The 15,892-nt window shown below is 39.8% G+C and carries 14 protein-coding genes; 9 read left to right on the forward strand and 5 right to left on the reverse strand.

Annotated elements, in window-relative coordinates:
* Window positions 1–10: 10 nt before the first annotated feature.
* Entirely contained in the window at window positions 11–1,399 is a 1,389-nt protein-coding gene (locus tag CLV48_RS01495; protein WP_106565469.1) for a 3-keto-disaccharide hydrolase, read from the reverse strand.
* Window positions 1,400–1,695: 296 nt separating this feature from the next.
* On the opposite strand from CLV48_RS01495, the gene CLV48_RS01500 reads away from it, so the two are divergent.
* The 8 genes from CLV48_RS01500 (at window position 1,696) to CLV48_RS01535 (ending at window position 10,818) form a co-directional block, all read left to right on the forward strand.
* Complete coding sequence (locus tag CLV48_RS01500; protein WP_245889450.1) at window positions 1,696–4,419, forward strand: glycoside hydrolase family 2 protein; 2,724 nt, start codon at window positions 1,696–1,698, stop codon at window positions 4,417–4,419.
* A gap of 33 nt (window positions 4,420–4,452) precedes the next feature.
* A complete protein-coding gene (locus tag CLV48_RS01505; RefSeq protein WP_106565470.1) occupies window positions 4,453–6,282 on the forward strand; it encodes a glycoside hydrolase family 2 protein in 1,830 nt (609 codons plus the stop codon).
* A 142-nt stretch (window positions 6,283–6,424) separates the two neighbouring features.
* A complete protein-coding gene (locus tag CLV48_RS01510) occupies window positions 6,425–6,820 on the forward strand; it encodes a heme-binding domain-containing protein (RefSeq protein WP_106565471.1) in 396 nt (131 codons plus the stop codon).
* Complete coding sequence (locus CLV48_RS01515) at window positions 6,820–7,305, forward strand: heme-binding domain-containing protein (RefSeq protein ID WP_106565472.1); 486 nt, start codon at window positions 6,820–6,822, stop codon at window positions 7,303–7,305. Before CLV48_RS01510 ends, CLV48_RS01515 begins: the two co-directional genes overlap by 1 nt.
* Before the next feature lie 21 nt (window positions 7,306–7,326).
* Entirely contained in the window at window positions 7,327–7,710 is a 384-nt protein-coding gene (locus CLV48_RS01520; protein ID WP_106565473.1) for a hypothetical protein, read from the forward strand.
* A 126-nt stretch (window positions 7,711–7,836) separates the two neighbouring features.
* Complete coding sequence (locus CLV48_RS01525; RefSeq protein WP_245889451.1) at window positions 7,837–8,589, forward strand: N-acetylmuramoyl-L-alanine amidase-like domain-containing protein; 753 nt, start codon at window positions 7,837–7,839, stop codon at window positions 8,587–8,589.
* A 450-nt stretch (window positions 8,590–9,039) separates the two neighbouring features.
* Window positions 9,040–9,264: a CDGSH iron-sulfur domain-containing protein gene (locus CLV48_RS01530; RefSeq protein WP_106566082.1), complete on the forward strand. Its 225-nt coding sequence runs from the start codon at window positions 9,040–9,042 to the stop codon at window positions 9,262–9,264.
* 114 nt (window positions 9,265–9,378) lie between these two features.
* Window positions 9,379–10,818, forward strand: a complete 1,440-nt coding sequence (locus CLV48_RS01535) for a DUF1593 domain-containing protein (RefSeq protein WP_106565474.1) — start codon at window positions 9,379–9,381, stop codon at window positions 10,816–10,818.
* Between the two features lie 24 nt (window positions 10,819–10,842).
* Here CLV48_RS01535 and CLV48_RS01540 read toward each other — a convergent pair whose 3' ends face one another.
* Genes CLV48_RS01540 through CLV48_RS01555 form a run of 4 tightly spaced genes read right to left on the reverse strand, consistent with a single transcriptional unit; the run spans window position 10,843 to window position 14,746 of the window.
* Window positions 10,843–11,721, reverse strand: a complete 879-nt coding sequence (locus tag CLV48_RS01540) for a 3-hydroxyacyl-CoA dehydrogenase (RefSeq protein ID WP_106566083.1) — start codon at window positions 11,719–11,721, stop codon at window positions 10,843–10,845.
* A gap of 4 nt (window positions 11,722–11,725) precedes the next feature.
* Window positions 11,726–12,760 (reverse strand): phosphotransferase family protein, encoded by a 1,035-nt coding sequence (locus CLV48_RS01545; protein ID WP_106565475.1) that lies wholly within the window; start codon window positions 12,758–12,760, stop codon window positions 11,726–11,728.
* Window positions 12,757–13,965: an acyl-CoA dehydrogenase family protein gene (locus CLV48_RS01550; protein WP_106565476.1), complete on the reverse strand. Its 1,209-nt coding sequence runs from the start codon at window positions 13,963–13,965 to the stop codon at window positions 12,757–12,759. Before CLV48_RS01550 ends, CLV48_RS01545 begins: the two co-directional genes overlap by 4 nt.
* Before the next feature lie 13 nt (window positions 13,966–13,978).
* Window positions 13,979–14,746: an SDR family NAD(P)-dependent oxidoreductase gene (locus CLV48_RS01555; protein ID WP_106566084.1), complete on the reverse strand. Its 768-nt coding sequence runs from the start codon at window positions 14,744–14,746 to the stop codon at window positions 13,979–13,981.
* 137 nt (window positions 14,747–14,883) lie between these two features.
* Between CLV48_RS01555 and CLV48_RS01560 the strand changes: the two genes are divergently transcribed.
* Window positions 14,884–15,852, forward strand: a complete 969-nt coding sequence (locus CLV48_RS01560; protein ID WP_106565477.1) for a zinc-dependent alcohol dehydrogenase family protein — start codon at window positions 14,884–14,886, stop codon at window positions 15,850–15,852.
* Window positions 15,853–15,892: the final 40 nt, after the last annotated feature.

Below are 15,892 nucleotides of genomic sequence, written 5' to 3' on the forward strand. Positions count from 1 at the left end.
GTTTTGGGTTTTATTGTAATGTTTTGATTTTGATGTTTTTGAACTGTACCTCATCCCCATGATCTTGGAGTAGGATATGTCCTTCAGGTGCCTCCCCAAATTTTTCCCAAATTTTGTATTTACTCTCGGCTACCAATGCCCTGTACTCATCGGAACCTCTAACAAACTCCACCACCTTTACGCCATTGAGGTAATGCTCTACTCTATTGTCCGGATAGACTACCACACGGCCTTTGTTCCATTCACCAGGTCCTTTGACAAAGCGAGGTGTTTTGTTGGCTTTTATCAGATCATAAAGTGATGAAAGGGTACGGTTTCCTTCTCTGCCCATTTTGGCATCGGGATGTTGGTTGTCATCCAGAATCTGATATTCGAGACCTATAGCAGAACCTGTATTTCCTTCACTCAAGGTAACAAAATATTTGACACCGGAATTGGCCCCTTCTGAAAATTTAAAATCAAAGGCCAGATCAAATGCTCTGAATTTCTCTTCTGTTACAATATCCCCATAACTCATGGACTCACTTCCGTCAGATGCCTGAATGGTAAGTATACCATCCTTTACTTTCCAGCCTTCTGATGGAAATTCTTCCTTGTAAGCCGCTTTCCACCCATCGGTATTTACGCCGTTGAACAGCAGTCTCCACCCTTGAGACTTCTCAAAATCAGTGAGTTGATTCAAAGTTGTATTTACAACAAATACATCTCCTGTAAATGGTTGAGGTACAAGATTCTCAGTTTGAATGCGAACATTCCTGAAGTAGGTCTTATTGCCCTCATCTTCAGCATTATATATACTGTGCACCTGCAGGCCAATGAGACCCTTGCTGTCCATATCATCAACTACATAGGTCACTTCTTGTCCATTGATCCATGTTTTGATTTCATTACCTATAGCTTCAATGCGGTAATGGTTCCATTCTCCCATTTTGAAAGCAGATTTGGCAGCAGGATTTAAGTCCAATGGATACAACCAACCTCTCCTTGCTTCATCATATAGTCCTCCGGACCAGGCACGAGGTGTAGGGTCAGCTTCAATTTGGTAACCATAAACCAAACCTTGTCCATCTCGTGCATTGGGATCAATCTGACCCCTTGCCATTACACCTGAATTGCTGCTCAAGTTTTCAATTTTCAATTCAAGTTCCAGGATAAAATCCGTGTAATCCTGTTCGGTGACCAAGAAAGTGTTTGGAGTATTGGCTTTGGCATATCCAATGATTTCTCCCTCTTTTACTTCAAATTCAGCAGCTCCCCCTACAACTTTCCAGCCATCGAGATTCTCTCCATTGAATAAATTGATCCAAGCATCCTCTTGCTTCTCTTTCGTTTGTGACTGACATGAGAAGGATAAGGTGAGTAGGCTAAAGATGAAATAGACGAAATTTTGTGGTTTCATTTTTTGGGTTTTAAGTGTTTTTAATTTACAGATGTGTTGAAATTCTTTATTTCGCCCAAATTTTCAAGTGAGAAATGGCTATACTTACGAAATCGATTTCGGATTTTACCCATTTTCAGTTCCAAAATCCTTAAATAGGAATTATCTTGATAAAAATAATCAATCCTTTGATCACCAGTTAATTTCACTTTACTATGATGTGTGAAGGCAGCCCTGAAATGAATAAGTTATTGTCATGCTTAATTATTTATTTTTTCCTTTTTAACACCTCAATTGGTTATGCCCAAAATTCAAATTTGTATCAAAGAATTTACCTATCGGGAAAGGATGTATCTACTGCGGTAGACTGGGATTTTATGGTAGATGGAGGAAGGAGAGCAGGAGAATGGGCAAAGATTCCTGTTCCTTCCAACTGGGAATTGCACGGTTTTGGAACCTATAATTATGGCCATGACCATAATAATAAAGATAGGGTTTTAGGTAAAGAAAGAGGCTTCTACAAATATGAATTCGATGTTCCGGACTCTTGGAAGGGGCAAATGGTTAAGTTGGTTTTTGAAGGTGCCATGACAGATACAGAAGTGAGGGTGAATGGAAAAAGTGCAGGTGAGTTATTTCAAGGTGGATTTTATAGGTTTAGTTTTGAAATTAGTAAGCTCCTCAATTTTGGTCAAAAAAACAGGTTAGAGGTAGTAGTGGCCAAACACTCGGCCAATGCTTCTGTAAATAGGGCAGAACGGGAGGCTGATTATTGGATATTCGGAGGTATTTACCGACCGGTTTATCTTGAAGTCTTGCCAAAGATTCATTTTGAGCGAATTGCAGTCAATCCACATGCTGATGGCAAATTTGAAGCAATAGTATTGCTCAATGATTACCTGAATGGTGGTGTTCTGGAGGTTGAGCTATTTGAATTGGAAAGCAAGAAGACCCTTGGTACTTTACAAGTTCCTGTTAAAGAAAAAGAAATAAACATTCAGGGTGAGTTTGTAGGCATCCAATCCTGGAATCCAGAATCACCCAAATTGTATGAGGCTGTATTCAGGTTGAAAGACAATAAACAGGCCCTTTTTGAAAAATCAGAAAGAATTGGTTTCCGAACGGTTGAACTGCGAGAGCAGGACGGTATCTATGTTAATGGCAAAAGGGTAATATTTAAAGGGGTAAACAGGCATTCTTTTTACCCAAATTCTGGAAGGGCTTTATCAGACGTGAACCATCTAGAGGATATCCTTTTGATGAAGGAAATGAATATGAATGCAGTGCGGATGTCCCACTATCCTCCAGATGAAAGGTTTTTGGATTTGTGCGACTCCTTAGGGCTTTTTGTATTGAATGAAGTGGCTGGTTGGCAACAGGGCTATGATACTCTCATTGGTCCCAAAGTGATCAAGGCAACTGTTTGGAAAGATGCTAATCACCCTTCTGTGATCATCTGGGACCATGGGAATGAGGGTGGCTGGGATTTTCAAAATGAAAAATGGTTTCATCATTATGATATCCAAAAACGCCCTGTTATTTACCCTTGGCTGATCAGAAATGGAGTAGATACCCATCATTATTTTCACTACAATGCAGGTGTTCAAAGATTGACCCATGGTCAAACACCATTTTTTCCAACTGAATTCATGCATGGGCTATATGATGGGGGCCATGGTGCAGGTTTAGAGGATTATTGGAGAGACTTTATGAGAAATCCTGTTTCTTCAGGTGGTTTTTTATGGGTATTTGCTGATGAGGCAGTGGTACGGACTGATAGGGATGGACAGCTTGATGCAGATGGAAACCATGCACCTGATGGTATTTTAGGGCCATACAAAGAAAAAGAAGGAAGTTTTTATACCATCAAAAATATATGGTCCCCTATTCAGATTAGCCCATTGGTGATCAATAGGCATTTTGATGGGAACATTTGGATAGAAAATCAATATATCTATTCCTCTTTGAAAAATTGCCAACTTGAATGGAGCTTTCACCAAATCAGGGATTTCGATAGTATGGATAAGCTGGATGAAGGAAAAATTAGCTTACCTGACATTCTTCCCGGAGAAAAGAAAATGGTAAAATTACCCATATCAACCCAAAATATGCAGGCGGACTTTATAAAACTTACTGCATATGACCGTAATGGAAATGAACTGTATAGTTGGAGCAGGGCAATTCCTGATGCCACAGCATTTGCAGCGCGTTTTAAATCTACAGGTATTCCAAAGGCTGATATGACTGTGGTAAATGAGAAGAATGATCGATTGCATATAAAGGCCGGTAAAATGGAATTTGAATTTGATTTGATTGATGGTCAATTGAAGAGGGTAGTGAAAAACGGAAAGGATCTTTCCTTTAAAGATGGTCCTATTCCTGTGGGAGTAGCTTCACATGTAGAAAAGGTAAAATGGGAAATGGATAATGAGGGAAATATCATCATTAGAAATCAGTACAGCTCCTTTCCAAAGAATAGTTTATGGAAAGTTAAGCCTGATGGGGCCTTGTATTTTGAAGCTGATGGGCCTTTGCTAAATGGTCAGCTACTTGACTATTTGGGATTTTCTTTTGGTTACCCTGAAGAAAAGGTAATTGGGGTAAAATGGATTGGAAATGGTCCTTATAGGGTATGGAGAAACAGGCAAAAAGGTGTAGAGTTCGGGCTTTGGGAGAAGGCCTACAACAATACCATTACGGGTTATAGCTATGATAATCTTGTTTATCCAGAATTCAAAGGCTACCATGCCAACATTTATGCCATGCAGTTAATTACAGAAGAAGGGAAAATTCAATTCGTCTCTGAAAGTCCGGGTATGTATTTTAAGCTTTATAACCCAGAAAATTCTCCCTTTGCTACCAATGGTGTCCGACCAGAAATGCCTTTAGGAGATATCAGTTTCTTACATCAGATCAGCCCCATCGGAAATAAATTTGCAGGTCCGGAAACCATGGGTCCAACAGGAAACAAAATCAGGGCAATAAGCCATAGTGGAGATCAGGCCTTTGCCATTAAATTGCTCATAACTTTCGAAGATTAAAAAAATTCTAAACCTAGTTATAACCGAATTCTTATGAAAAAAATCCTCTTTGGAATTTTATTGATGCTTTCGCTAGGCTCAATAGCCGAGGCACAAGAATTAAACACTGATCCAATATTAAGCCCTTGGTCAGAAAAAGTAGATCCTGCCAAGCCACTTCCGGAATATCCAAGACCCCAAATGATTAGGGAATCCTGGAGTAATTTGAATGGGTCTTGGGATTATGCCATTTTGGAAAAAGGTAGTCCCGCTCCAAATAGGTTTCAGGGAAAAATTACTGTGCCTTATCCGGTGGAATCATACCTGTCCGGTGTATTGAAGCCTGTTGGTTCTGAACAGGAATTATGGTATAAAAGGGAACTTCAGATTCCCAAGGCACAAAGGAAAGGAAGGGTGCTATTGCACTTTGGTGCAGTAGACTGGGAGGCAGAGGTATTTATCAATGGAAAGTCCGTAGGAAAACACCAGGGGGGGTATGATCCTTTTTCTTTTGATATCACTACTTATTTGAATCCCGGTCAAAGCCAGGATTTGATGGTAAGGGTCTGGGATCCAACGGACCAAGGCCCTCAGCCCAGAGGCAAACAGGTCAATAGGCCCAGAGGGATATGGTATACTCCAGTGACTGGTATATGGCAGACCGTATGGTTGGAATATGTACCTGAAAATTATATTGCAGGCTTGAAAATCAGTCCAGATTGGGACAATGGTACTTTTGAAATCCTTCCTGATGTGCATCTTGGTCAAGGAGAATATAAAATGACAGTCAGTGCAACGGACAAGGGAAAATTGGTTGGAAAAGCTGAGGCTAATCTTGGTCAGTCCATTAAATTGAAAATTAATGAGCCCAAATCATGGTCTCCCGATAATCCTCATTTGTATGATATTCAAGTCAGGTTAATGAAAGGGAATAGGAAAGTGGATGAAGTCAGGTCCTATGGTGCATTGAGAAAAATAGCTATCAGTTATGATGAAAACGGCATGCAGCGCATGGCATTAAATGGGGAAACACTTTTTCAGTATGGTCCATTGGACCAAGGCTGGTGGCCGGATGGACTGTACACTGCTCCTACAGATGAGGCATTATTGTTCGATATTGAAAAGACCAAAGAATTAGGCTTCAATATGATCAGGAAACATGTTAAAGTTGAACCTGCCAGATGGTATTATCATTGTGACAGAGTCGGAATCTTGGTATGGCAAGATATGCCCAGTGGGGACATGGGGAATGTATGGGAACCCAAACCTGGAATCTACAGAAAAGGAATGGATAAAGATAGAAGTGTGGAATCAGAGGCTATTTTCAGGAAAGAATGGAAGGCAATTATTGATGCATTTTACCATTTCCCATCCATTGTAGTTTGGGTCCCATTTAATGAGGCCTGGGGTCAGTTCAAAACCAAAGAAATCACTGAATGGACTAAGAGTTATGATCCCAGCCGCTTGGTAAACTCTGCTTCTGGAGGCAATTTTGAACTGGAGGGAAATAAATTGGTAGGAGATATTTTTGATGTCCATAATTACCCTGACCCGGTCATGCCGTCTCCTGAATTATTTGGAAAAATCAATATTCTCACTTTAGGTGAATTTGGGGGATTGGGCTTACCTATAGAGGGACATACCTGGCAGGAAAAGGACAATTGGGGATACCAGAGCTTCAAAAATGAAGAGGAGTTATGGACGAGATATCAGAGATTGATCGGGGATCTCAAATTGCTGATCCCCAAAGGGCTTGCAGCTGCGGTTTACACGCAGACTACCGATGTGGAAGTCGAAGTCAATGGACTGATGACCTATGACCGGAAAGTCATCAAATTCCCTGCTGAAGTAATGAAAAGGCTGCATCAAACTTTATATGATTAATGGAATTAAGGTATCAAAGACTTTATTTGGTCTCAATTAATAATTCCAAAATATTAAAATGCAATGATCAAATCATGTATTACTAGTTGCGAATTCCCAATAAATTGTTGAAATTTCATCTTTAACCAAAATCAATAGCACCATGAAAAAACTACTTCTTCTTCCTGTATTGGCACTTGTTGCTTTCTTCTTTTTGCATGCCAAAGTGAAAGACAATATATCTATAGATGTTAAGCCAGATGTTTTGGAAGATCAGATCCCATCACATGTCAAAGCAGTAATTGACCAAAAATGTTATGGATGTCACAATGCAGATTCTAAAAATGAAAAGGGAAAGGAAAAATTGGATTGGGATGATTTTGAGGCATCAAGAAAAGCCAAACAATTAGCAACAATGGCCAAAATCAATGAAGCATTAATTAAGGGCGATATGCCTCCGGCCAAATTCCTTGAGAACAAGCCAGAGGGTAAATTGTCCAAAGAGGAACTTGAAACTTTATTGGATTGGAGTGCTGGTAAAAAGAAATCCCCCAAATAATGAAAAGATTAACGTATATCCTGGGCTTTTTGGCTTTGGTTTTATTAGGAATTCAACTCGTTCCCAATGAATTGCCAGAAGTTCAGATTTACAATACGGGTGACCTAATTCAATCAGGACTTGTAAGTGAAGATGTGGCTGGTTTATTAAAGACTTCCTGTTACGATTGTCATAGCAATGAAACTGTATATCCTTGGTATTCCAAAGTGGCCCCAACCTCTTGGTTGGTTGCCAAGGATGTCCGAGAGGGGAGGGAGGAACTTAATTTTTCTTATTGGGCAGAAATGGACCTAATGAAACAATTGGGGAAATTGGATGATATTGCTGAAGCAGTGGAAAATGGTAAAATGCCGATGGAAATTTATGTTTGGATGCATAAATCAGCGAAACTTACAGATGCCCAACGCGAATTGATTGTGGCTTGGGCTGAAGGGGCAATGGATACATTGGTTGAAGAAGGGGAAGAGGATTTTGAATTTGAATAAAAATGAAATGGTCCAAAAAAGATGAAAAAGTTTCAATTTCTAGTTGTATTTGTGGGATTTTACATGGCCGTAAATAGTGCCAATGCACAATCCGGAACTATAGAAGCAGATATTGATAAATTATTGGTTTTACAAATTCAAAGCCAAATGAATTTGAATGATGCTACTTTTAGAAATAAAGGAAATGAGTCCATTAAGGAAATGTCAAGATTTCAAAAAGGTACATTGGTTGAATCGGATATTGTCGCTGAGGATTTGGAGATTGTTGAACCTACCCATTATCCCATGCCTTTCAAAAACCTAAATGGAAATTATAAGATGCAAATATATATTCCTGATAGTTCTATCAATTATACGATACAGATCAAAGAATTGGGACTAAGGTTTGATGGTTTTAAAAAATAGAGCATATTGATTCCCAATTCCAAAATAAAATCCCGGGCATCTATGCGAATTCTTATCCTTTTTTTACTATTTACTCCATTTCTGGTTAGTTCTCAGACAGTATGCTCATTAGAAAGTAGCCTGCGTTTGAATCAAATTCTGAAGGAATTGTCCCAAAAGGATCATTCAGAAAAGTCTATCAATGCCCTTAATCTGGAAATAGGCAAGTGGTTTCTTGGTACTCCATATGTGGAAAAGACATTGGAAATTCCAGGGGAGGAAAAACTTGTTATAGACTTTCAGGGGCTTGACTGTACAACTTATCTGGAAACTGTAGTTACTTTAAGTAGATTGGTGAAATATGGCAATCTTAATTTTGAGGATTACGAGAAAGAATTGGAGTTTCTAAGGTATAGGGATGGAAGCAATACAGGTTATCCTTCCCGTTTGCATTATTTTTCCGAGTGGATTTATGAAAACCAAAAGAAAGGGATTTTGGATGACATTACGGCTGAAATTGGGGGTAAACCTTATGCCAATAAACCTTCCTTCATGTCTTCCAATCCGCAATATTATCCCCAATTGAGTAACGCAGAATACTTGTCTCTTATCAGAGAGACTGAAAAGGAAATTGGAGTAAGAGATTATTATTACATTCCAAAGGAAGAAATTCAAAAGCTGGAGAACAAGATCAAACCTGGAGACCTTATCGCCATCACTGCTGCCAGAAATGACCTGGATATGGTGCATGTGGGTTTTGCTGTAGAAAAAAACGGCAGGGTACATCTGATGCATGCTAGCTCGGGATCGATGAAGGTGGAAATTTCCGAAAAACCCTTGAGTGAATATCTTGCTGGTTTTAGAGCTCAATCTGGAGTTATGGTTTGTAGGTTTAGATAAGGAACGAATAGAAAGAAGAATTTGGGAGGTTTGAAACCATTTTACTGTGTTTTCAACAAAGGGCTTTTGAAATGCTGAATTTATAACTCAATTTTTTGAAAATTTAAATTAGGCCAAACATCCAAATATCCATTTCCTTTAGAAAGAGTTCCGAACTGATTTTAATTATCATGATTGTCCGCTTTCTTGCCAGTAGAATCATCACAATAGAATAAACCTACGATTTCAAACCAATATCAATGTATAACTTGTCCGCCGAGGTGGATCCAATATCTATTAATTTCAGGTTGATTCAAGACCCAATTTAAATTGGTTACTGATCTAATTGCGGATATACATATTCATTATTTTAGGTCAGTAATAGTAGATGTTCAAGTTTCAAACTATTTAGATTTCATCTCTTTTTTACGTATGTTCGTTGCTTTCAAAATTATTCAAACCGAAAAAAATATGGCGAACACAAAAATCACTGTTAATCCCAATGGTTCACTCAAGATTGAAGGGGATTTTGAAATAGTGGATAATCAAGGTAATGTTTATGGCTTACAGGGAAGGACTACTCTTGGACTCTGCCGCTGCGGGCAATCTAAAAACAAACCTTTTTGCGATGGATCTCATAGAGGTAATTTTGAACATGAGGCAATAGCATTCGATTTGCCTCCCAAAAAAGTCTGATAATTGCTCAATAACTCATTCAATCCCGGCCAAAACCTTACATTTTGGCCGGGATTATTTTTTTGAATTCGTTTGTCTTTAGGCTATATTGATTTACAATTAGATTCCGGCACCATGAAAAAAATATTCATTTTAGTCCTTTTTTCTTTAGGTTTTCCCCTTTTTTGCCCGCAAGCCATTGCTCAGGATAAATACCGGGTAGTAATCTTAAGCGATATGACCCATGATGATGGAAATTCCCTCATAAGGTACCTATACTATTCACCCTATTTTGATACGGAAGCCATTATAGTAACCCAGCAGCTTCCTGATTTTAATTTCAACCAAGATGGTCCTTGGGAAAAAGTGAATAGAATTTTGGAGGCATATAAAGAAGAATTTCCCCAATTGTTAAAACATGATCCTGATTTCCCTACTTACAATTCCTTAAAAAGCATTACCAAGAGGGGTAGGGGAGCTCTTCCAATTATCTGGCTGACCAATGAAAAGAAATTTGCTTCAGAAATTGCTGGAAGGTATGTTGAAGCATCATGGGGAGATATCCGATTCCATGATTGGATTGGAGAAGGACTTAACCCTAATGGAGAATCTAAAGATTCTGAAGGTTCAGAATTCCTCATGCATATTTTTGAAAAAGAAGATGACAGGCCAATCTTTGTGCAAATGTGGGGAGGTCCTATCACCTTTGTCCAGGCACTCTACAGGTTCACGCAAAAACATGGCCAAGAGAAATACAAACAGCTTTTAGGGAAACTCCATGTATATGGAATCCTACTCCAGGATATTACTTTTGATTATCTGATTGATCTAAATGATGTACAGGCTTTAAAATGTGCCAATTTGGGTACAGTTGTTTCAACTTTTGAAGGAGAAAGGGCAGAGGTAGGGTGGCTGTTACATGATGCTGGGCACTTTTGGAAGTACCTGCGGGTTATGGAACAAAGAGAAGTGAATGGACATGGTCCCATGTCTGAAATTTATGATCACGGAGGGGAGGGGGACAGTCCTGCATTTTTATATCTTTTGAGCGGTGTATTGGGATTAAATGATCCTTTGGAACCAACACAGGGTAGTTGGGGCAGCAGGTTCCAACCTATGGGAAAAGGCTTCCCCAATGGATACTTTCATACTTGTGGCCTGGATCAAATGGAATTGGAACGCTGGATTCCTGATGCAAAAAATTCATTTTTGAACAGACTGCAATATTCTTTGAAGGAGCCAAATGAAGTGAACCATGAGCCCGTGGTTATAGTAAATGGAATAAGAGACAATAAACCCCTTGTTATTTCCGGTTTTCCCGGTAATGTCTTGGTACTGGATGCAGCTGAATCCTTTGATCCTGATGGGGATGAATTGGAATTTCATTGGTTTTTATATCCAGAGGCCTCCAGTTACAGGGGAAAAATTCAATTTTCAGAACCAAATTCCAATACCTTACAAATTGAAATCCCAAAAGACATATCAGATCAGGAAGTCCATTTGATTTTGGAAGTAAAGGATAATGGTGCTCCAAGATTGGTAGGATACAAAAGATTAATTCTTAAAGGTATTTAGGAATTTTTATACCAAACGCTGGAATCACAGCAGGAAATCTTCACTCCGAAAAGCAGGGTTGGGATATTTATAAAATCCTTCTCCTGACTTTTCACCAAGTTTCCCTTTATCAATGTAGGCTTTCAAAAGGGCAGCAAATCGCTGCGAAGCTTGATCAGGAAGTTTATTGGTAACATGCCAAGCAGTATCCAACCCTATTGAATCCAAAATCCCAAAAGGTCCCATATGCATGTGGAAGTTGACCATCCAGGATTTGTCAATATCTTCTATAGAGGCCACTTCACCCGTTAAAAGCTTCCCGGCAGCACCAATAAATGCCATGAGCATGCTGTTAAAAAGATATCCTGGATTTTCTTTTTTTACCACTACAGGTACTTGTTCCAGACTTTTTCCAAACTCCATCAGGACAGGAATCAGTGAAGGATCCGTTCCAGGGTGGGGCATAATGTCCACTACTTTGGAATAAAATACATCATGAAAATGGAACGCACAAAATCTCTCAGGCCGACCGGATATTTCTGCAAACATGGACGGTAAAAGAAAAGAGGTATTTGTCGTAAAAATAGTTTTTTCCGGTGCAATTTTACCAAATTGGTCCCATACTGCATACTTAATCTCCGGATCCTCCGTAACACTTTCATTGATGATATCAGCATCCCAAATGGCTACATTGGGATTGTCTGTAAAGGTAATTGCAGCTATTGCATTCATGCCGGCTACATCATCCAGGCCTGAATTATTCGCCAGTTGCCTGACAATTTTCTGCATCAGCTTTTGGGAATTTTCCAATGCTTTAGGTTGAATGTCAAAAATGGCAACCTGATAACCTGACAGGCCAGCCTGAAGGGCAACGCGGGTACCCAAGGTACCGGCACCTAAAATGCAGACTCTTTTAATTTTCATCAGTTCAAATTTTATGGGTTTTGATACTTTTAAAAGCTGTTTTACCACATGCTTGCACGACATGGATCAATCCGGAAAACCGTGGATCCTGTGCAAAACCTAAGGTAAATCTCTTATAAATCTGTTGGGCAATCACACCCACTTTAAAAACTCCAAAGACATAATAAAACAACATGTTGGAAAGATTCAAATTGCTGTTTTGTGAATAATAATCAATTACTTTTTCTCTACTAAAATTACCAAGCGGATAGGCAAGGTTAAACATCTTTAAAATTTCGGGATCTCCTTCCTCTGCCCAATATGCCAAACTAGTACCTAAATCCATCAAGGGATCTCCAACCGTAGCCATTTCCCAGTCCAATACCGCCTTTATTTTTGGGTTTATAGGACCATCTAAGATCAGGTTGTCATATTTATAATCATTGTGTATAAAGGCGATCTGTTGGGAATCAGGTATATTTCCTTTTAGCCAGTCTGATACTGCCTCCATTTCCTTAATCTCATCTGTTTTGGCGTTAAAATATCGGTCTGACCATCCAAAAACCTGCCTAGTCACATAACCATCTGGTTTCCCTAATTCCAACAAACCTGAATCTTTCAGTTCAAGTTGATGCAAGGCCAAAAGTCCATCCACTGTATTTTTGCTTAATTTAGCAAAAAAATCCGAACTTAGATTCATTCCTTCTGGAATTTTGTTTCTCAGAATCAAGCCATTTACTTTTTCCATTAGGAAGAATGGTACACCGATCACTCCTTCATCTTCACAACAAAGAATTGGCTTTGGAATTTTCTCATATCCGGCTTTTTGAAGTGCTTGGAGAACTCTAAATTCCCTCACCATGTCATGGGCCTTACTGATTTTAAGCCCTAGTGGTGGTCTCCTTAAAACAAATTCTCCATCGGGAGAGGTAATCAGGTATGTCAAATTGGAATATCCCCCCTTGAATTGTGTGATGACTGTTGAATTTGGGTCAAGGTTCAATTTAGAAGTGAGAAAAGGAAAGATTCCTTCTAGCCCTTTAGGCGCTGTATTGATCATGAGCCAGCGAATTGTTTGAGTATTCTTTTAGCTAATACGGACTTATGTACTTCATCCGGCCCATCATAAATTCTAGCTCCCCGCTCATGTCGGTACCAAAATGAAAGCAGGGTATCATCTGTGATTCCCAGTCCTCCATGTACCTGAATCGCACGATCCAAAGTGTTCATCAGTACATCCGAAACAAAAAATTTTATGGTCGAAATATCCTCTTTGGCCGCTTTGGCACCTTCCTCATCTATTTTCTGGGCGGTGGCCAGGACCATCAATCTAGAAGCTTTGACCGAGGCTACAGATTCAGCAATCCAATTTTGGATTGTTTGTTGACTGGCTAGGGGTTTTCCCGGATCCAGCATCCTGGTCAAGGCCCTTCTGCACATAAGTTCAATGGCCCTTTCACAGATACCTATCCAACGCATGCAATGATGGATTCTTCCTGGTCCCAATCTTTCTTGGGCCAAAGCAAAACCCTGTCCTTCTTGACCTATGAGATTGCTTGCAGGTACTCGGCAATTGATAAACTTTACTTCTCCATGTGACATGTAATCTTCACCAATATCTCCCATAATTGGAATGTTCCTTACCAGCTTGAAGCCAGGATTGTCCAATGGGACTAAAATCATGCTGGCCCTTTGGTATGGGTTGGAATTTTCTGGGTCAGTAATTGCCATAACAATGGTAAATGCTGCTCCATCAGCAGAGGAGGTAAACCATTTGTGTCCATTGATTATGTATTCATCTCCCACTTTCACTGCAGTGGTAGATAAATGTACAGGGTTGCTCCCTGCATTTTCCGGCTCTGTCATGGCAAAGCAACTCCTGATTTCTCCTTTCTGAAGTGGTTTGAGGTATTTTTCTTTTAGTTCCTTACTGGCAAACTGATGCATGAGCTCCATATTCCCGATATCCGGAGCCTGGCAGTTGAAAACATAATGCCCAATCGGGCTTTTACCCAATATTTCCGATATCCTGCCGAATTCCTGCAAGCTTAATCCCAGTCCACCTTCCTCTTTGGATAAATGAGGGGCGAATAATCCCTCTTTTTTCGCTATTTCCCTTAAAGCCTGAAGCTCAGGAAGTGAAGCCTTGAAACTCCCGTAAACAGCTTTTAATTCTAAAGGATAAATATATTGCTTCAAAAACTCATCATATCGTGCCAGTAAGGCAATGAATGTTGCACTTGTTTTATTTTGGGTCAATTCCATTGCATGCTATGATTTAAATAGTAAATCCACCGTCAGCTGTCAGTACGGTTCCTGTAGTGTATGAAGAGGCAGGAGAGGCCAGGTAAAGCGCTGCTGCACCGATTTCCTCACTTGTACCGACACGCTTAATGGCCAAGGCCTTCATCATGTGGGCCATAATTTTGTCATTACTCCAGAGGGCTTCAGAGAACTTGGTTTTGATCAGGCCTGGGCAGATTGCATTCACCCGGATCTTGTGATCTCCCCATTCCTTTGCAAAAACTTTTGTCATAGATATCAAAGCTGCCTTGCTGACAGAATAGATTCCCAAACCCGGTTCAGGAGATATTCCTCCAATGGAGGAAATATTGATTACGGAAGCATGGGATGATTCTCTTAGATAAGGAAAACAAAGTTTCATCAATTGGAATGGTGCCTTGACATTGATATCCATAATTTTATCATAAGCTTCTAAGGAAGTATCATGGGCTGGTCCGAAAACAGGATTGGAGGCTGCATTATTTACCAATACGTCAATAGTTCCGTATAGGGAAACTGTTTTATTCACCAACTCTTCCAGTTCTTCCGTTTTTCCAACATTACAGGCTATACCTGTAATTTCATAGCCTTTTGCTCTAAGCTGAGTAGCCATTTCATCCAAAGATTCCTGCTTTCTGCTGCTGATAACAACTTTGGCCCCAGCAGCAGCAAATGTCTCAGCAATGCTCAATCCTATGCCTTTGCTTGCCCCTGTAATCAGGGCAACTTTGCCCATTAATGAGAATAATGTTGAAAGATCCATGTTGATGCTTGATATAAGTTCCTTAACAAGAATAAGGATTTTAGTTTTCATTGCCAATCTATTGACGAGAAATGTTATGCATACCGAGTATTTTTTTTTAACTTCCAATCTGAAAATTTTAATCAAAACCAAGAAGAATGAAGCAGGTAGTTTTTTACAAAACCGGATTGCCAAAAGAAGTTTTGCAGCTTGAAGAAGCTCCCATGCCAGAACCAAAGGCGCATGAAGTTAGGATCAAGGTGACAGCAAGAAATATTAACCCTTCTGATATCATGTTTATCAGAGGGATGTATGGGATTACACCAAAATTACCGAGCTCTGCTGGTTTTGAGGCTGTGGGCATAGTGGATAAAAGTGATCAAAAAGGTAGCATAGCAGTGGGGACAAAAGTAATTTTCACGACAATAGGTACTTGGAAAGAGTATGTCTGTGTTCCATCCAATATGGTGATTCCAAGTCCTCCGGGTATGCCAGATGAGGTAGCTTGTCAGGCTTTTGTCAATCCCTTGACTGCTTATGGCATGTTAGAAAGCAGTGGATTGAAGGATGGGCAATGGTTGCTAGTCACAGCAGCGGCCTCAGCTTATGGGAAACTGGTCATCCAAATGGCAAAACAAAAGGGAATCAAAGTAGCCTGTACAGTAAGAAGGGATGAGCAAAAAGAACTATTAGAAAAATTAGGAGCTGACCTGGTGATCAATACAGAAAGGGAAAAACTCCAGAAAGTGATTCTGGAACAAACACAGGAAGGGGTGGACGTAGTATTTGATGCCGTAGGAGGGGTTTTAGGCGCAAGGGCTTTGGCTAGCTTGAAAACTGGAGGCAAGATGATGGTCTTTGGTTTATTGAGTCTAGAGAATATTCCATTGAATTCCGGTCTGTTGATCTTTAAAAATATTAAAGTTGAAGGATTTTGGCTGACCACCTGGATGGCAGGATTAAGTCCGGAATCTACTCAGATAGCATTTAGAACTGTTTTTACCCATTTACTCTCCCAAAAAGTCAAAGTGGATGTTGAAGCAACTTTCCGCTTAGAAAAATTCGGGGAAGCTTTGGAAGCTTATGAGAAGGAAGGCAGGAATGGGAAAATTATTTTGACTTCCTGATTAAGTGAATAGGGGTTGTTATTAGCTGCTACTAATCCAC

It is taken from the genome of Cecembia rubra, assembly GCF_003014575.1.
GTDB lineage: Bacteria > Bacteroidota > Bacteroidia > Cytophagales > Cyclobacteriaceae > Cecembia_A > Cecembia_A rubra.